Genomic DNA, 16,811 nt, shown 5'->3' on the forward strand with positions numbered 1-16,811 from the left:
CGCCTCGCGCGCCCCTCCCTACTCCTGTTTCAAAGCATGCACACGGTAGTCTTCGGCTGGTTCGGCATCTCCGCCGTCTGGTTCCTCCTTCTCTTCTGGCGTCTCGTGCAGGCGATGCTGCCCGGCGGCGGCGGGCTCGCCGGCCGCGGCTCGATCCGCCTGTGGCTCGGCTTCGTCGCGGTATTCGTCGCGAGCTGCACGCTGACGAGCCCGCTGTCGGGCCCCGACACGAACGCGCTCGGCCATGCGTTCTCGGCGGGCTTCGCACACGTACTCGGTCCGATCGGCACGCCGGTCGCGATGGTCGTCCTGTTCTTCGCCGGGTTGCCCTGGCTGACCGGCATCGGCTGGCGGCAGTTCGCCGCGTGGGTCGACACGTCGTTCGGCGTCAAGCTGTCGCGCGACGGCGGCGACGACGACGCGCGCGGGATCGCCGACCTGCCGCGCAGCGCGCTGCATCGCGACGACGACCTCGTGCAGCCGACCACCGCGCATACCGTCAACTCGATGGCGCCGCGCCAGAACGGCCGGTATTCACGCCCGACGCTGTGGAAACCCGATCCGCAGGCGCGGCCGAAGCCGCGCGGCAAGACGCCGCCGCGGCCGCACACGGAACCCGTCGCGCCGTCGGGCTGGCTGAAGCCGACCGTGCCGCAGCGCACGCCGGTGGCGCCCGCCGCGCCGATTCCGGCCGGCGCGATGCCGCCGCCGACGACCGGCAGCACCGCGAGCCTCGCGCGCGCGGCAGCCAACTCGCAAGTGCCGCGCCCCGATCCGGCCCCGCTTCCTGTCGGATTCGAACCCGTCCGGCCGCGGCCGACTGCCGTGCGACCGGCCACCGCCGCGCTGAAACAGACGCCACCGCGTGCGACGGTCACGCCGCGCCCGGCCGCCGCGCCACCGCAGCGTCCGCCGGCACGCCCGGTCGCGGGAACGGCCGCAGCCGGCGTGTCGCCGGACACGACGCGACGCCGTCCGGTGCCGCCGACGCCGGCGCGCGCGCCGCTCTATGCCTGGACTGAAAAACCCGCCACGCCGATCACGCCGGCGCCGAGCGTTCACGACACGCTGCGTTCGATCGAAGCCAGCACCGCGCAATGGGCCACGCTCGGCGGCGCACAGTCGACCGATGCGACGCACGCCGCGACGGCCGCCGCAGCCACGGCTGGAATGGCTGCGACAGCAGGCAGCGTCGCCGCGCCGGCAGCGGCGGCCGTGTCGAACGCATTCGTTTCGGCAACGCACGGTATCGCGGCCCGTGACACTGGTGCTCCGGTCCAGCACGATGCCGCGCCCGCACGCGACGACAGCGCGCCGATCGTACTGGATGCGTTCATGCCGGCGGAGCCCGGCATCCCCGCGACGATTGCCGATTGGGCCACCCCGGCGCTCGACGGCGCCGCACCGCACGCGCTGCCGAATGCTGACACGGGCGCCGGCAGCGACGATGCCGCGTCGTCGCATCAAACCGACGATGACATCCGTCACGTCGACGCTGCGCCCGCCGCACACGCACCTGCACCTGCACCTGCACATGGGATCCCGCCGGCGCCGTCGTTCGACGCCCCGGTCAATCTCGCGCCGTGGGAGGACCTCGGCCGCCCGTCGGTTTCCTCGTTCGAAGCATCGCCCGCGCATCCGATCGCTGAATCACCGGCAGACGCAACGCAACCGGAGCCGGCCCACGCCGCCTTCGCGCAACAAGCTGACGAAGCAGCGGTCGACGAAGCCCCCGCACGCAATCCGGCAGCATTCTTCGATACCGCCGCCCCGGCGATCGAACGCCCTGCATCGGCTTACCTGCCACCGGGTGTCGATGACGCACATGACGACCTGAAGCCCGCCGGTGGCATCGCGCCGTTCGCAGCGCTCCCCTCTTCGTCGATCGCTGCGACATCGGCACGCGCCATGACCGGAACGACGCCGATTGCGGCAACGTCGGCACGCCCTGCATCGAACCTCGTTCCGGAGGCCGCCCAACCGGCAGGGGCGGAACGTAGTGCATCGCTGTCGGCCATCGCCGAAGGCGGCACGCCCGTCACGCATTGGGCGCCGCCGGTGCAACCCGCAACGACACCCGCGGCGGCTTCCGCGGAATTGCCTGAATCGCCGACGATTCAACCGTTTGCCGCGGCTGCGTCGCCGTTCGTCGGCACGGCCCTCGGTTCGACCGCACCGGTACCTGCCTCCGCTTCGGGTGTTGCGCCCGTCACCGCCATACCCGCCGCGACACCATCGACGGCCGGCATGACCGGCACGGCATCGGCATCGGTTTCGCCGTCGCAACCGGCCGTATCGGCATCGACCGGCGCCTCCGTTGCGCCGGCAGCGCCGATCGGTGTCCCGGACATGAGCTACGGTGCGTTCGTCCGCGCATCGATGCCCGAGACAACCGCCACGCCCGCCGCGGCACCGTCGACGACCGGCGCACCGGGTTCGGCCGCGCAAGCGCCCGCGGCACCGGCGCCCGTGAGTTTCACGTCCGCCCCGCTTGCGGCACAACCGTCCGTGCCGACACCGGCGCACCAGGCCGGCACGGCAACCTCGTCGAGCGGCACGGCAATCGACGGCTCCGGCTCGTTCGGCGCAACCGCCGCGCAACCGGCAACCCGCCTTCCCGTGCCGCCGGCCGCTTCCGCTGCGGTCGGATCGCTCGCCTCCATCGGTGCAGCGGCCGCGTCGCCGACTCCGTCGGTCGCTGCCACGCCGGCCGCCGCCACGACGTTCACGACGGCGCCCGTCCCCGCCGCGTCGCCGGCAAGCTGGTCCGTGTCGAACGACGTGTCCGCGGCGCCGCAACCGGCCGCCCCGCTCCCGGGCGCGATCCTGTCAGTGCCGGCAGCGATCGTTGCTGCGCCGACCGGCGCAACCGCCGCCGTGACGGCCGAGCCGGCCGCAACCGACACCGCGGCCCCCGACGCCCCCGTGCGCCAGCCGCGCCCGAACGCGTTCGAATTCCACGCACCCGCGTCGTTCAGCGTCGAACTGCCGACGCTCGACCTGCTCGAGCCCGCATCCGACGACGTCGAAACGATCACCGAGGAACACCTCGCGCAAACGGCCCAGGTGATCGAACAGCGGCTGCAGGAATTCAAGGTGCCGGTGACGGTGGTCGGCGCCTCGGCCGGCCCCGTGATCACGCGCTTCGAGATCGAGCCGGCGCTCGGCGTGCGCGGCAGCCAGATCGTCGGGCTGATGAAGGATCTGTCGCGCGGCCTCGGCCTCACGTCGATCCGCGTCGTCGAGACGATTCCCGGCAAGACCTGCATGGGCCTCGAGCTGCCGAACGCGAAGCGCCAGATGATCCGCCTGTCGGAAATCCTCGCGTCGCGCGAGTATCAGCATTCGCAATCGCAACTGACGATCGCGATGGGCAAGGACATCACGGGCCGCCCGGTCGTCGCCGATCTCGCGAAGGCGCCGCACATGCTCGTCGCCGGCACGACGGGTTCGGGCAAGTCGGTCGCGATCAACGCGATGATCCTGTCGCTGCTGTACAAGGCGACGCCGGAAGACGTACGGCTCATCATGATCGACCCGAAGATGCTGGAGCTGTCCGTCTACGAAGGCATCCCGCACCTGCTCGCGCCGGTCGTCACCGACATGAAGCTCGCGGCGAACGCGCTGAACTGGTGCGTCGGCGAAATGGAGAAGCGTTACCGGCTGATGTCGGCTGTCGGCGTGCGCAACCTCGCGGGTTTCAACCAGAAGATCCGCGATGCGGAAGCGAAGGAAAAGAAGATCGGCAACCCGTTCTCGCTGACGCCCGAGGATCCCGAGCCGCTGTCGAAGCTGCCGCTGATCGTCGTCGTCATCGACGAGCTGGCCGACCTGATGATGGTCGCCGGCAAGAAGATCGAGGAGCTGATCGCGCGCCTCGCGCAGAAGGCGCGCGCGGCCGGCATCCACCTGATCCTCGCGACGCAGCGCCCGTCCGTCGACGTGATCACCGGCCTGATCAAGGCGAACATCCCGACGCGCGTCGCGTTCCAGGTGTCGTCGAAGATCGACTCGCGCACGATCCTCGACCAGATGGGCGCGGAGTCGCTGCTCGGGATGGGCGACATGCTGTTCCTGCCGCCGGGCACCGGTTATCCGCAGCGCGTGCACGGCGCGTTCGTCGCCGACGAGGAAGTGCACCGGATCGTCGAGTATCTGAAGCAGTTCGGCGAGCCGCAGTACGAGGAAGGCATCCTCGACGGCCCGGCCGCCGACGGCGCGACGCAGGACCTGTTCGGCGAAGCGCCGGACGCGGAAGCCGATCCGCTGTACGACGAAGCCGTCGCGTTCGTCGTGCGCACGCGGCGCGCGTCGATCTCGTCGGTGCAGCGGCAGCTGCGCATCGGCTACAACCGCGCGGCACGCCTCGTCGAGCAGATGGAAGCGGCCGGGCTCGTGTCGGCGATGGGCATCAACGGTAGCCGCGAGGTGCTGGTGCCGGCCGCGGCCGACTAAGCGCGGCGGCCGAACGGCCGCCGTCGACCGATACGGGCGCACCGGGAAACCGGGCGCACCGAAAAAAACGGGCGCTGCGTCCGCAGCGCCCGTTTCATTTACCGCGTTTACATCGACTGCACCGGCACCAGTTTGAAATCGACCGGCTTGCCGACCGCGACCTTCTGCGGATTCGCGCCGAGCTGCCCCGTTTCGACATCGCGGCTGAACACGTAGAACGTGTCGCTGTCCTGGTTGCCGACGATCAGCCACTTGCCGGTCGGATCGATCAGGAACTCGCGCGGCGTCTTGCCGAGGCTCGACTGGCGGCCGACCTGCTTGAGCCGGCCGTCGGCCTGGTTCACCGCGTAGATCACGAGGTCGTTCGCGTCGCCGCGGTTGCTCGCGTACAGGAAGCGGCCGTCCGGCGACAGGTGGATCGCGCCGCCGCCGACCTTGCCCTTGAAGCCCGGCGCCGTCATCGACACCGTCTGGACCGGCGTCAGCTTGCCGTCGTGATAACCGAGCACCTCGACCGACGCGTTGAGCTCGCTCGTCACGTACGCGAACCGGCCGTCGGCGCCGAACACCATGTGACGCGGGCCCGAGCCGGCCTTCACCGGCGTGTAGCGCGTGTCGGTCGGGCTGATCAGCCCGCGGCTGCCGTCCACCGTGTAGCGGTAGCCGTAGATCTTGTCCGCGCCCAGATCCTGCACGAACAGGTAGCGGCCGTCCGGCGAAAACACCGTCGAATGCACGTGCGCGCCGTCCTGACGGCCCTTCACGGGCCCGGTGCCTTCGTGGTGCACGGCCAGCACGGCCTCGCCGAGCGCACCGTCGTCGCGCAGCGGAAACACCGCGAAGCTGCCGCCCGGATCCTTCGCGACCGAGTAGTTGGCCGTCACGAGATACTTGCCGTCCGGCGACAGCGCGAGATAGCAAGGATCGTTCCCTTCCGACGACACGCGGTCGATGAAGCTCAGCGCGCCCGTCTTCGCGTCGAAGCGGAACGCGCTGACGCCGCCGCGCTGCGACGCCGGCCCGTCGTCGCCGGGTAGTTCGTTGACCGCGTAGACGGTGCGACCGTCGCGGCTCGGCAACAGATACGACGGATTCACGGTCTTCGCCGACGATACGGGCGCGACGCTGCCATTTTTAGTATCGAAGCGGTAAACATAGATCCCGTCGCTGCCGCCGCCCGTGTAGGTGCCGACCAGCAGGTTGTAGACGCCGTCGGCCGGTGCGGGCGATTGCTGCGCAAATGCATGGGTCGCGGACAGGGAAAGCACGATCGCGAAACCTTTCATCCAGTGAGCGAGCCTAAGCGGGAACCCTCGTGTCGAAGCGTGTGCGTCACGCTCGCGTAAACGGTTGGGCATTGAATCCTCCTTGCATCGAGTCGCTTCAAGTGTTGAGATAGGACGAAACGCCGGCCGTTCATGCGCTCCGCCGCCCGGCCGAGTATACGGGGCGCGACGCCCGGGCGTGAAGCCCGGCCGCCGCCGTCCGCATTGTGAACTCGATACCCAAGGACCGCCTGCCCATGCCTGCCCTGATCGAAGACTACGCCCTCGTCGGCGACGGCCACACGGCCGCGCTGATCTCGAAAGACGGCTCCGTCGACTGGCTGTGCTGGCCCCGCTTCGATTCGGGCGCCTGCTTCGCGGCACTTCTCGGCACCCCCGAGCACGGCCGCTGGCTGCTTGCGCCTGCCGCCGACGCCGCAGTCACGCACACCACGCGCCGCTATCGCGGCGACACGCTGATTCTCGAAACGGATTACGAAAGCGCCGACGGCGCCGTCACCGTGATCGACTTCATGCCGCCCGGCAACGGCTGGTCCGAACTCGTGCGGATCGTCGTCGGCCGTCACGGCACGATGAAGATGCGCATGGAGCTCGTGTTGCGCTTCGACTACGGTTTCTCGATCCCGTGGGTCACGCAACTGACTCGCGAGGACGGCATGAAGGCGATCGCGGGCCCCGACACCGTCGTGCTGCGCACGCCGGTGCCGCTCACCGGCAAGAATCTCCATACGCTCGCGGAATTCACGGTCGGCGCCGACCAGCGCGTGCCGTTCTCGCTCAGCTACGCGGCCTCGCACATGCGGCTGCCGCCCGCGCGCGATCCGCTGTCGATGCTCGCAAGGACCGAGAACTACTGGCTCGAGTGGTCGGGCCGCTGCCAGGTGCAGGGCCGCTACGCGGCGGCCGTGCGCCGCTCGCTGATCACGCTGAAGGCGCTCGCGTACGAGCCGACCGGCGGCATCGTCGCGGCGCCGACCACGTCGCTGCCCGAAAAGATCGGCGGCAACCGCAACTGGGACTACCGCTACTGCTGGCTGCGCGACGCGACGATCACGCTGCTCGCGCTGATGCGCGGCGGCTACTACGACGAGGCGCGCGCGTGGCGCACGTGGCTCGGCCGCGTGATGGCCGGCTCGCCCGAGCAGATCCAGATCATGTACGGGATCGCCGGCGAGCGCCGGCTGCCGGAAATGGAGCTCGACTGGCTGCCCGGCTACCAGGATTCGAAGCCGGTCCGCGTCGGCAACGGCGCCGCGAACCAGCTTCAGCTCGACGTGTTCGGCGAGGTGATGGCCGCGCTGCACCTCGCGCGCGTGGGCGGCCTGCAGGCCGACGACACGGTCTGGTCCGTGCAGTGCGCGCTGCTCGACCATCTCGAGAAGATCTGGCAGGAACCCGACGAAGGGATCTGGGAAACGCGCGGCGGCCGCCTGCATTTCACGTTCTCGAAGGTGATGGCATGGGTCGCGTTCGACCGCGCGATCAAGTCTGCGGAAATGTTCCGGCTGCCCGGCTCGCTCGACCGCTGGCGCGCGCTGCGCGAGCGAATCCATGCCGACGTCTGCGCCAACGCATGGCACGCGGGCAAACAGGCGTTCGCGCAGAGCTACGGCAGCGACGAGCTCGACGCGAGCGTGCTGCTGATGCCGCTGCTCGGCTTCCTGCCGCCGGAAGACCCGCGCATCGTCGGCACGGTCGAGGCGATCGAGCGCGAACTGCTGCACGACGGGCTCGTGATGCGCTACCGGACGACCGAGTACGACGACGGCCTGCCGCCCGGCGAAGGCACGTTTCTCGCGTGCAGCTTCTGGCTGGTCGACAACTACGCGCTGCTCGGCCGGATCGACGACGCGCACCGGCTGTTCAGCCGGCTGCTCGCGCTGTCGAACGACCTCGGGCTGCTCGCGGAGGAGTACGACCCGGTCGCCGGGCGGCTCGTCGGCAACTTCCCGCAGGCGTTCTCGCACGTGGCGCTCGTGCATACCGCGATGAACCTGATGCACCACGAGGACGCGATGGCGCGGGCCGCCGGCCAGCCCGCGCCGGCCGTGGCGACCGGGCGTTGACGGACGTTGGCGGGGTGTCGGGCGGCGGCGCGGGCGGCTTGGTCAGAGATCGTCAAATCGCAAAATTTTGATGAAAAATCGGGGAAATGTTGCATTGCACCACCCATCGTTGTCCGATATGATCGACGCGATTGTCCGGCCGCACTGCAATATGGCCGGCCGCTGACCCACACGGCACGCCGCGACGCCCCACGCCGCCCTTGCGCTCCGTCCCCCACGCGGGAGTAGTCTGCATGCTTTACCAATTGCACGAATTCCAGCGCGCCATGCTGAGCCCGCTGACGGCCTGGGCCCAGGCCGCGTCCAAATCGTTCGCCAACCCGTCCAGCCCGTTCTCGCTGATGCCCGGCGCGCCGCGCATGGCCGCCGCGTACGAACTGATGTACCGGCTCGGCAAGGATTACGAGAAGCCCGAATTCAACATTCATCAGATCGTCAAGGACGGCCACAACATCCCGATCGTCGAGCAGACGATCGTCGAGAAGCCGTTCTGCCGGCTGCTGCGCTTCAAGCGCTATTCGGACGACGCCGACGCCGTCACGCAACTGAAGGACGAGCCGGTCGTGCTGGTCTGCGCGCCGCTGTCGGGCCACCACTCGACGCTGCTGCGCGACACGGTGCGCACGCTGCTGCAGGACCACAAGGTCTACATCACCGACTGGATCGACGCGCGGATGGTGCCGGTCGAGACGGGTCCGTTCCACCTGCACGACTACATCGCGTACATCCAGGATTTCATCCGTCACATCGGCGCGCGCAACCTGCACGTGATCTCGGTGTGCCAGCCGACGGTGCCGGTGCTCGCGGCGATCTCGCTGATGGCGAGCCGCGGCGAGGATACGCCGCTCACGATGACGATGATGGGCGGCCCGATCGACGCGCGCCGCAGCCCGACGTCGGTGAACTCGCTCGCCACGCAGCACTCGACCGCGTGGTTCGAGAACAACGTGATCCACACGGTGCCCGCGAACTATCCGGGCGAAGGCCGCCAGGTGTATCCGGGCTTCCTGCAGCATACGGGCTTCGTCGCGATGAACCCGGAACGGCACGCGCAATCGCATTGGGATTTCTACCAGAGCCTGCTGCGCGGTGACGAGGACGACGCCGAGGCGCACCGCCGCTTCTACGACGAGTACAACGCGGTGCTCGACATGGCCGCCGAGTATTACCTCGAGACGATCCGCGTCGTGTTCCAGGAATTCCGGCTCGCGGAAGGCACGTGGGACGTCGAAGGCGAACGCGTGCGGCCGCAGGATATCAAGCACACCGCGCTGATGACGATCGAGGGCGAACTCGACGACATCTCGGGCAGCGGCCAGACGCACGTCGCGCACGAGCTGTGCACGGGCATCCCGCAAGACGATCGCCGCACCCTGACCGCCGAGAAATGCGGCCACTACGGGATCTTCTCCGGCCGCCGCTGGCGCACGATCATCTACCCGCAACTGCGCGACTTCATCCGCGAGCATGCGCCGGAGCCGAAACACGGCACGACGAAGGATCATCCGGACGCGCCGGCGGCCACGACGCTCGCGGCCGTGCCGGCCGCCAACGCACCGACCGAGGCGACACGCGCCACGGTCGCGAAGCGCACGCGCGCCAAGGCGCCGGCCAAGGCCGCCGCCCCCGCCAAGGCCGCACCGGCCGCGAAGCGGGCCGCCGAAACCCCGCGCGCAAAAACCGTCCGCACGCGCAAGGCAGCCTGACGCGCTGCGTTCCGACGCAAAAACGCCGCCGTTGCCTGCGCACGGCGGCGTTTTTACATGCGGCGCCCGCTCGCCGGCGCGTCAGCGCCGCAGCAGGTACGCGAGCAGCACCTCGGTGTTCATCCGGACCATCTCCGCGCGCTCGTCGGTATCGGTGAAGTCGCGACCGAGCGTCGCGGCGAGCGTGAAGCGGTTCGACACGATGTAGTAGCCGAGCCCCGACAGCGTCACGTAGAAGCGCAGCGGATCGACGTCGCCGCGGAACAGCCCGGCCTTCTGGCCGCGCATCAGCACGTTGCCGAGCTTCGCGACGATCGGCGACATCATCTCGCGGATCCGCGTCGACTTGTGCAGGTAGCGCGCTTCGTGCAGGTTCTCGTTGTTGATGAGCCTGAGCAGCTCCGGATGGTCGCGGTAGTAGTCCCAAACGAAATGCGCGAGCCGCGTGACGGCTTCGACCGGCGCGACGCCGTCGAGATCGAGCACGCGCTCGGCCTCGGTCAGCGCGGAGAACGCGTGTTCGAGCACGGCCGTGAACAGCTGTTCCTTGCTGCCGAAGTAGTAATAGAGCATGCGCTCGTTGGTTTCGGCCCGGCGCGCAATCTGGTCGACGCGTGCGCCGAACAGCCCTCCACTCGCGAACTCTTCGGCGGCCGCCATCAAGATGCGGCGGCGCGTACCTTCAGGATCTCTTTTGATTTTTGGCTGATTCATGGTGGCGTTTTGCTATGTGAGCCGCTTGATCCGGACCGGCACCCCCACCGCCTCGGCGCCGGCCGCCCTGGAACGGGCGCGCCGCGTGCGGCCGCCCTCCTGCTGAGCCCCTGCAAAAAAGCGGTTCGATTATGCGCACAGACGGCGTCCAGCGCAATGCGGGAAATCGGCGATAATCGAGCTTTGGCAAACCTTTCCGGCCGCGCCCCGCACGGCCGAGAGCCATTCGGCGCTGCTGCGCCCGTTGTCACCGTGACCGATTCCAAAACCCTCGCGGATCGCATCGAAGATCTGCTGCCCCAGACACAATGCACGAAGTGCGGCTATAACGGCTGCCGTCCGTACGCCGAGGCGATCGCCGCCGGCGACGCGAACTACAACCAGTGCCCGCCCGGCGGCGCCGAAGGCATCGCGCGCCTCGCGGGCCTGCTCGGCAAGCCGGTGATCCCGCTGAATCCCGTCAATGGCAGCGAACATCCGCGCGCGGTCGCCTTCATCGACGAAAGCCTGTGCATCGGTTGCACGCTGTGCATGCAGGCGTGCCCGGTCGACGCGATCGTCGGCGCGCCGAAGCAGATGCACACGATCATCGAAGCGCAGTGCACCGGTTGCGATCTGTGCGTGCCGCCGTGCCCGGTCGACTGCATCGCGATGCTGCCCGTGACGGGCGAGCGCACCGGCTGGGATGCGTGGTCGCAGGAGCAGGCCGACGCCGCGCGCGAACGCCACGACCTGCGGCTCGCACGCCAGCGCCGCGAACGCGAAGCCGCCGAGGCCCGCGCCGCCGCCCGCCGCGCGGCCAGTGCCGCGAAGCCGGCCGCGGGCCCTCACCCGGCGGCCCCGCCGGACGCCCCGGCCGCCGACGACGCCGAAGCGAAGAAACGCGCGATCATCGCCGCCGCGCTCGAACGCGCGCGCAAGAAGAAGGAAGAACTGTCCGGGCAAGGCGCCGGGCCGAAGAACACCGAAGGCGTGAGCGCAGCCGTCCAGGCCCAGATCGACGCGGCCGAGGCGCGCCGCAAACGGCTCGCCGAACAGCAGGCGCGGCGCGACGCCGACGCCGCGGCGGCAAGCGGCAACGATCAACCGAACGACGCAGGCAACGACGACCCAGGCAGCCCATCCGCGCCGCCCGACCAGAACGCCCCATGAACGCCAGCAAACGACGCGCGATCTACGAAACGCTGCAGAGCCTCAATCCGCATCCCACCACCGAACTCGAATACTCGACGCCGTTCGAGTTGCTGATCGCCGTGATGCTGTCCGCGCAGGCGACCGACGTATCGGTCAACAAGGCGATGCGGAAGATGTTCCCGGTCGCGAACACCCCGCGACAAATCGTCGCGCTTGGCGAGGAAGGCGTCACCGAGTACATCAAGACGATCGGCCTGTACCGGACCAAGGCGAAGAACGTGGTCGCGACGAGCCGGATCCTGCTCGAGCGCTACGACGGCGAGGTGCCGGCCGATCGCGAAGCGCTCGAAGGCTTGCCGGGCGTCGGCCGCAAGACCGCGAACGTCGTGCTGAACACCGCGTTCGGCCAGCCGACGATCGCGGTCGACACGCACATCTTCCGCGTCGCGAACCGCACGGGGCTCGCGCCGGGTAAGGACGTGCGGGCCGTCGAGACCGCACTCGAGAAGTTCACGCCGAAGGAATTCCTGCAGGACGCGCATCACTGGCTGATCCTGCACGGGCGCTATGTATGCAAGGCCCGCAAGCCCGAATGCTGGCACTGCGCGATCGAGCCGTTGTGCGAATTCCGGCCGAAGACGCCGCCGCCCAACGAGTAAGCGTCAGGCCCGCCGGCGACACGCGATGCGGGCCGGCACCGCAGGCGCCGACGCGGCGCCCGCGTCGCGCCCCTCCCCGACTACGCGTTCGACGTCGCGGTCGCATCGTCGGCGGCCGCGCCGCCTGCGCGCACGAGCGCCAGCACCGCCGCCAGAATCGCGACGCCGCCCGCCCACTGCAGCGGCGACAACGCTTCCCCGAACAGCAGCGCCGCGAGCGCGACCGTCACGACCGGCTCGAGCGTCGACAGCATCGACGTCCGCGCGGCCCCGAGCCGTTCGAGCCCGGAGAAGAACGCGAGCATGGCCGCGACCGTCGACACCAGCGCGATCGCGAGCATCGCCGCCCAGCCGCCGCTCGTCGCGGGCCAGCGCGGTGGCGCGCCGAACGCGGCGGTCCGCACGACGGCGATCACCACGAGCGTGGCGGTCGCCGACAGGCAGATGATCGCCGTCGTCGCGAGCGGATCGACGCCGCGCGTCGCCTTCGTGCCGCCGACGATGTACAGCGAATAGATCACCGCGGCCGCCAGCGCGAGCGCGATCCCGAGCGGCTCGCCATGCCCGCCGCCGACCATCAGCGCGGAACCCGGGACGCACAGCACGAGCGCGACGGCCTTCGCGCGCGTCAGGCGCTCGCCCAGCCACCACGCGGCCAGCAGCGTGACGAACGCCGGATACAGGTACAGCAGAAGCGCGACGAGGCTCGCCTGCGCGTGCTGCAGCGCGCTGAAATAGCAGAACGACTGCCCGACGTAGCCGAGCGCGCCCATCGCGACGAGCGGCACGAGCGCGCGTCCGCGCGGCCAGGCGACGCGACGATGTCGCGCGATCGCGGCCAGCACCGCGCCGCCGATCGCGAAGCGCACGATCAGCAGCCCGAGCACGTCGACACCGGCCGCATACGCGTAGCGGCCGAAAATCGCCATCGCGCCGAACGCGGCCGCGGACAGCGCGACATAAAGCGCGCCCTGCAGGGCGGCGGACGACGGGCGGGCGGTGGCGGTCATGATGAAACGGGCGAGCGAGGCGCCGGGGCGGGAACCGTCGGAGTGTAGCGGCGCGGCGGCCGCCCGCCTAGCCCGCGCTTGCCCGCCGCGCCGCGCGGGGCAGCCGCGACCGGTGCTGGCGGTACCGCCGCGCCGCCAGCGCCGTCCGCCGACCCGGCGTACAATGCCCGACGCGGCATGAGGCCGCCCGAATCACGACGTTTCCCCACCATGTTCAATCCAAGTCGCGACGACGTGCGTCGCTTTTTCACCGAGACCTGGCGCAAGCAGCGCGCGGGCGAGATCCTGACGCCGCTGGAAGCGATGGCCGCCGACTGGATCGTCGAGCATCCCGAATACCACGACGAACTCGCCGACGCCGACGGCGCGGCCGCGCGCAACTACACGCCCGAGGAAGGCCGGACGAACCCGTTCCTGCACCTGTCGATGCACCTCGCGATCAGCGAGCAGTTGTCGATCGACCAGCCGCCCGGCATCCGCGCCGCGCACGACAAGCTGGCCGCGAAGCTCGACTCGACCCACGACGCGCAACACGCGATCATGGAATGCCTCGGCGAAACGATCTGGGAAGCGCAGCGCACGAACACGCCGCCCGATACCGACGCGTACCTGCAGCGCATCCTGCGCCGCGCGTCCCGCGACTGAGCGCCGGGACCGGCCCGATCGCGGACAAAAAAATACCCCGCCGAAGCGGGGCATGCTTGCTGCGCGGGCCGCGGAGGCCCGGCACGCTTACTTCTTGAACACGAGGTCGGTTTCCTTCAGCGACTCGATGTAGGCCGCGATGTCCTTCATGTCGCTGACCGACAGGTTCTGCACCTGGGCCTGCATGATCGCGTTGTTGCGGCCGAGCAGCGGGTTCGTCAGCCCCATCTGGTACTGGCGCATCGACCACACGAGGTAGTCGGCGTGCTGGCCGGCCAGGCGCGGATATTCGGCGTTGATCGGCTTGTTCAGCTGCGCGCCGTGGCAGGCCGCGCAGTTGTGCGACTCGACCAGTTCCTTGCCCTTCGAGATGTCCGCTGCGTGCGCGGTACCGATCGCGAGGCCGGCCGCCAGTGCAACCGCCGCCGTCTTGAATGCGTTGTTCATGAATGCTCCTGTCCCGCCGGGAAGATCGGCGGCGCGCGCTTTACTTGTAGGGATTGTCCTTCGTGTCGGCCTTCTGGGCGGCGTAGTAGGCCGCCAGATCCGCGATGTCCTGGTCCGTCAGCGAACCGGCGATCGCATTCATCGACGGGAAGTGACGATCCTTCTTGCGGTAGGCCTTCAGCGCGTTCTCGAGGTATTGCTGGTTCTGGCCGCCCAGGACAGGCACCCGGTAGACCTCCGGATACGCCGCGCGGTAGTCCTGGATGCCGTGGCAACCGATACACATGGCGGCCTTGCTCGCCCCGTCCTTCGGGTTGCCGACCACACCGGCCGCCTGCGCGCTGCCCGCGAGCGCCACGAGCGCTGCGACAACGACGTGTTTGCCGACGAATTTGTTCATAGCTCTTGTAACCTAGCTTGAGGGGAAACTGGCGCCGAAGCGGCAACGGCCCGCGCCGTTTTGCTTGTCGGTCGCCACGCAGGCCAAAAAAAACGGCCAGATTGTACCGCGTCGGCAGGGAACGCGTCCATACGGCGCCCCCGTTCGCCCCGCCACAGCCCCGCAACGATACGCGGGCGCGGCCCAACCGGACAGCCCTTCTGACTTATACTGGGTTTTTTTCCCGATGAAGAAGAGCGCCGCCATGCGTTTCGAAGGGTCCTCGCACTACGTCGCCACCGACGATCTGAAGCTCGCGGTCAATGCCGCGCTGACGCTGCAACGCCCGCTGCTGATCAAGGGCGAGCCCGGCACCGGCAAGACCATGCTCGCAGAGGAAGTGGCCGCCGCGCTCGACATGCCGCTGCTGCAGTGGCACATCAAGTCGACCACCAAGGCGCAGCAGGGCCTGTACGAATACGACGCGGTGTCGCGGCTGCGCGATTCGCAGCTCGGCGACGAGCGCGTGAAGGACATCTCGAACTACATCGTGAAGGGCGTGCTGTGGCAGGCGTTCGACGCCGAGCATCCGAGCGTGCTGCTGATCGACGAGATCGACAAGGCCGACATCGAATTCCCGAACGACCTGCTGCGCGAGCTCGACCGGATGGAATTCCACGTGTACGAGACGCGCGAGACGGTGCGCGCGAAGCACCGCCCGCTCGTGATCATCACGTCGAACAACGAAAAGGAGCTGCCCGACGCGTTCCTGCGCCGCTGCTTCTTCCACTACATCCAGTTTCCCGACCCGTCGACGATGCAGAAGATCGTCGCGGTGCACTTTCCCGACATCCGCGAGGAGCTGCTGCGCGCGGCGCTCGAGAGTTTCTTCGAATTGCGCGGCGTGTCGGGCCTGAAGAAGAAGCCGTCGACGTCCGAGCTGCTCGACTGGCTCAAGCTGCTGCTCGCCGAGAACATCCCGGCCGACGCGCTGCGCGGCGCGGACGCGAAGCAGATCGTGCCGCCGCTCGCGGGCGCGCTGCTGAAGAACGAGCAGGATCTGAGCCTGCTCGAACGGCTCGTCTACATGAACCGGCACAACCGGTAATCCACTCACCCGCGAAGGCCCGGCCATGCTGCTCAATTTCTTCTACGCGCTGCGCGCAGCCAAGCTGCCCGTCTCGGTGAAGGAATACCTGACGCTGCTCGAATCGCTGAAGGCCGGGCTGATCTCGCCGTCGATCGACGCGTTCTACTTCCTCGCGCGGATGACGCTCGTCAAGGACGAGCAGTATTTCGACAAGTTCGACCAGGCGTTCGGCGCGTATTTCCACGGCGTGTCCGCGCTGCCGTCCGAGGCGTTCGACATTCCGCTCGACTGGCTCGAGAAGCGCCTCGAGCGCGAGCTGTCGCCGGAGGAAAAGGCGCAGATCGAGGCGATGGGCGGGCTCGACAAGCTGATGGAGCGGCTGAAGGCGCTGCTCGACGAGCAGAAGGAACGCCACGAAGGCGGCAACAAGTGGATCGGCACGGGCGGCACGTCGCCGTTCGGGCACGGCGGCTACAACCCCGAAGGCGTGCGCATCGGCGGCCCGTCGAACGGCAACCGCACCGCGGTGAAGGTGTGGGAGGCACGCGCCTATCGCGACTACGACGATTCGGTCGAGATCGGCACGCGCAACATCAAGGTCGCGCTGCGGCGGCTGCGCCGCTTCGCGCGCGAAGGCGCGGCGGAAGAGCTCGACCTGCCCGGCACGATCCGCAGCACGGCCGCGAACGCGGGCTGGCTCGACCTGCGGATGGTGCCCGAGCGCCACAACAACGTGAAGGTGCTGATGCTGCTCGACGTCGGCGGCTCGATGGACGACCACATCAAGCGCACCGAAGAGCTGTTCTCGGCCGCGAAGGCCGAATTCAAGCATCTCGAATTCTTCTACTTCCACAACTGCGTGTACGACCACCTGTGGAAGAACAACCGCCGCCGCCACTCGGAGCGCACCGCGACGTGGGACGTGCTGCACAAGTTCACGCCCGACTACAAGCTGATCTTCGTCGGCGACGCGACGATGAGCCCGTACGAAGTGCTGCAGCCCGGCGGCTCGGTCGAATACAACAACCCGGAGGCCGGCGCCGTATGGCTGCGCCGGCTGGCCGACCAGTTCCCCCATCATGCATGGCTGAACCCCGAGCCCGAGCGGCTATGGGAGTACCGGCAGTCGGTCGCGGTGATCCGCGACCTGCTCGGCCATCGCATGTATCCGCTCACGCTCGCGGGCCTCGAAACCGCGATGCGCGCACTCAGCAAGTAAC

General features: G+C 68.8%; 13 protein-coding genes. 8 read left to right on the forward strand and 5 right to left on the reverse strand.

Annotated elements, in window-relative coordinates; all coding sequences use genetic code 11:
• Positions 1 to 36: 36 nt before the first annotated feature.
• Complete coding sequence (locus WJ12_RS36610; protein ID WP_059558148.1) at positions 37 to 4,455, forward strand: FtsK/SpoIIIE family DNA translocase; 4,419 nt, start codon at positions 37 to 39, stop codon at positions 4,453 to 4,455.
• Positions 4,456 to 4,562: 107 nt separating this feature from the next.
• Here WJ12_RS36610 and WJ12_RS11770 read toward each other — a convergent pair whose 3' ends face one another.
• Positions 4,563 to 5,813 carry a lactonase family protein gene (locus WJ12_RS11770; RefSeq protein WP_124609477.1) on the reverse strand — a complete coding sequence of 417 codons (1,251 nt, stop codon included), beginning with the start codon at positions 5,811 to 5,813 and terminating at the stop codon, positions 4,563 to 4,565.
• Positions 5,814 to 5,977: 164 nt separating this feature from the next.
• Between WJ12_RS11770 and WJ12_RS11775 the strand changes: the two genes are divergently transcribed.
• Together WJ12_RS11775 and WJ12_RS11780 are read left to right on the forward strand one after the other, a co-directional pair.
• Positions 5,978 to 7,807, forward strand: a complete 1,830-nt coding sequence (locus tag WJ12_RS11775) for a glycoside hydrolase family 15 protein (RefSeq protein ID WP_034190742.1) — start codon at positions 5,978 to 5,980, stop codon at positions 7,805 to 7,807.
• Between the two features lie 233 nt (positions 7,808 to 8,040).
• The gene (locus tag WJ12_RS11780) at positions 8,041 to 9,513 is read left to right on the forward strand and encodes a polyhydroxyalkanoate depolymerase (RefSeq protein WP_034190741.1); all 1,473 of its coding nucleotides are present in this window, start codon (positions 8,041 to 8,043) and stop codon (positions 9,511 to 9,513) included.
• A gap of 81 nt (positions 9,514 to 9,594) precedes the next feature.
• Here the strand turns inward: WJ12_RS11780 and WJ12_RS11785 are convergent, their stop codons facing one another.
• Positions 9,595 to 10,227 (reverse strand): TetR/AcrR family transcriptional regulator, encoded by a 633-nt coding sequence (locus WJ12_RS11785; RefSeq protein WP_049031880.1) that lies wholly within the window; start codon positions 10,225 to 10,227, stop codon positions 9,595 to 9,597.
• Between the two features lie 156 nt (positions 10,228 to 10,383).
• Between WJ12_RS11785 and rsxB the strand changes: the two genes are divergently transcribed.
• Positions 10,384 to 11,379 carry an electron transport complex subunit RsxB gene (gene rsxB, locus WJ12_RS11790; protein ID WP_059558149.1) on the forward strand — a complete coding sequence of 332 codons (996 nt, stop codon included), beginning with the start codon at positions 10,384 to 10,386 and terminating at the stop codon, positions 11,377 to 11,379.
• Positions 11,376 to 12,020 (forward strand): endonuclease III, encoded by a 645-nt coding sequence (gene nth / locus WJ12_RS11795; protein ID WP_034190738.1) that lies wholly within the window; start codon positions 11,376 to 11,378, stop codon positions 12,018 to 12,020. The genes rsxB and nth overlap by 4 nt, the downstream gene beginning before the upstream one ends.
• Before the next feature lie 80 nt (positions 12,021 to 12,100).
• Here the strand turns inward: nth and WJ12_RS11800 are convergent, their stop codons facing one another.
• Complete coding sequence (locus tag WJ12_RS11800) at positions 12,101 to 13,030, reverse strand: DMT family transporter (protein ID WP_069245680.1); 930 nt, start codon at positions 13,028 to 13,030, stop codon at positions 12,101 to 12,103.
• Between the two features lie 177 nt (positions 13,031 to 13,207).
• Here WJ12_RS11800 and WJ12_RS11805 point away from each other — a divergent pair, with 177 nt between their 5' ends.
• Positions 13,208 to 13,675, forward strand: coding sequence for a DUF1841 family protein (locus WJ12_RS11805; protein WP_376698792.1), 468 nt, complete (start codon positions 13,208 to 13,210; stop codon positions 13,673 to 13,675).
• An 87-nt stretch (positions 13,676 to 13,762) separates the two neighbouring features.
• Here WJ12_RS11805 and WJ12_RS11810 read toward each other — a convergent pair whose 3' ends face one another.
• Together WJ12_RS11810 and WJ12_RS11815 are read right to left on the reverse strand one after the other, a co-directional pair.
• Positions 13,763 to 14,122, reverse strand: a complete 360-nt coding sequence (locus tag WJ12_RS11810) for a c-type cytochrome (RefSeq protein WP_034190735.1) — start codon at positions 14,120 to 14,122, stop codon at positions 13,763 to 13,765.
• Between the two features lie 40 nt (positions 14,123 to 14,162).
• Positions 14,163 to 14,522 (reverse strand): c-type cytochrome, encoded by a 360-nt coding sequence (locus tag WJ12_RS11815; RefSeq protein ID WP_011885616.1) that lies wholly within the window; start codon positions 14,520 to 14,522, stop codon positions 14,163 to 14,165.
• Between the two features lie 244 nt (positions 14,523 to 14,766).
• On the opposite strand from WJ12_RS11815, the gene WJ12_RS11820 reads away from it, so the two are divergent.
• The gene (locus WJ12_RS11820) at positions 14,767 to 15,609 is read left to right on the forward strand and encodes an AAA family ATPase (RefSeq protein WP_021158556.1); all 843 of its coding nucleotides are present in this window, start codon (positions 14,767 to 14,769) and stop codon (positions 15,607 to 15,609) included.
• Positions 15,610 to 15,634: 25 nt separating this feature from the next.
• Positions 15,635 to 16,810, forward strand: coding sequence for a vWA domain-containing protein (locus WJ12_RS11825; RefSeq protein WP_034190734.1), 1,176 nt, complete (start codon positions 15,635 to 15,637; stop codon positions 16,808 to 16,810).
• Position 16,811: the final 1 nt, after the last annotated feature.

The sequence above is a fragment of the Burkholderia seminalis genome (genome assembly GCF_001718535.1).
In the GTDB taxonomy this organism is placed as follows: domain Bacteria; phylum Pseudomonadota; class Gammaproteobacteria; order Burkholderiales; family Burkholderiaceae; genus Burkholderia; species Burkholderia seminalis.

Excerpts from the sequence above, each read along its gene's own strand:
- WJ12_RS11800 (WP_069245680.1), bottom strand. The coding sequence starts at position 13,030 with ATGACCGCCACCGCCCGCCCGTCGTCCGCCGCCCTGCAGGGCGCGCTT.
- WJ12_RS11785 (WP_049031880.1), bottom strand. The coding sequence starts at position 10,227 with ATGAATCAGCCAAAAATCAAAAGAGATCCTGAAGGTACGCGCCGCCGC.
- WJ12_RS11775 (WP_034190742.1), top strand. The coding sequence starts at position 5,978 with ATGCCTGCCCTGATCGAAGACTACGCCCTCGTCGGCGACGGCCACACG.
- WJ12_RS11770 (WP_124609477.1), bottom strand. The coding sequence starts at position 5,813 with ATGCCCAACCGTTTACGCGAGCGTGACGCACACGCTTCGACACGAGGG.
- WJ12_RS11810 (WP_034190735.1), bottom strand. The coding sequence starts at position 14,122 with ATGAACAACGCATTCAAGACGGCGGCGGTTGCACTGGCGGCCGGCCTC.
- rsxB (WP_059558149.1), top strand. The coding sequence starts at position 10,384 with ATGCGGGAAATCGGCGATAATCGAGCTTTGGCAAACCTTTCCGGCCGC.
- WJ12_RS36610 (WP_059558148.1), top strand. The coding sequence starts at position 37 with ATGCACACGGTAGTCTTCGGCTGGTTCGGCATCTCCGCCGTCTGGTTC.
- nth (WP_034190738.1), top strand. The coding sequence starts at position 11,376 with ATGAACGCCAGCAAACGACGCGCGATCTACGAAACGCTGCAGAGCCTC.
- WJ12_RS11780 (WP_034190741.1), top strand. The coding sequence starts at position 8,041 with ATGCTTTACCAATTGCACGAATTCCAGCGCGCCATGCTGAGCCCGCTG.
- WJ12_RS11815 (WP_011885616.1), bottom strand. The coding sequence starts at position 14,522 with ATGAACAAATTCGTCGGCAAACACGTCGTTGTCGCAGCGCTCGTGGCG.
- WJ12_RS11805 (WP_376698792.1), top strand. The coding sequence starts at position 13,208 with ATGAGGCCGCCCGAATCACGACGTTTCCCCACCATGTTCAATCCAAGT.
- WJ12_RS11825 (WP_034190734.1), top strand. The coding sequence starts at position 15,635 with ATGCTGCTCAATTTCTTCTACGCGCTGCGCGCAGCCAAGCTGCCCGTC.
- WJ12_RS11820 (WP_021158556.1), top strand. The coding sequence starts at position 14,767 with ATGCGTTTCGAAGGGTCCTCGCACTACGTCGCCACCGACGATCTGAAG.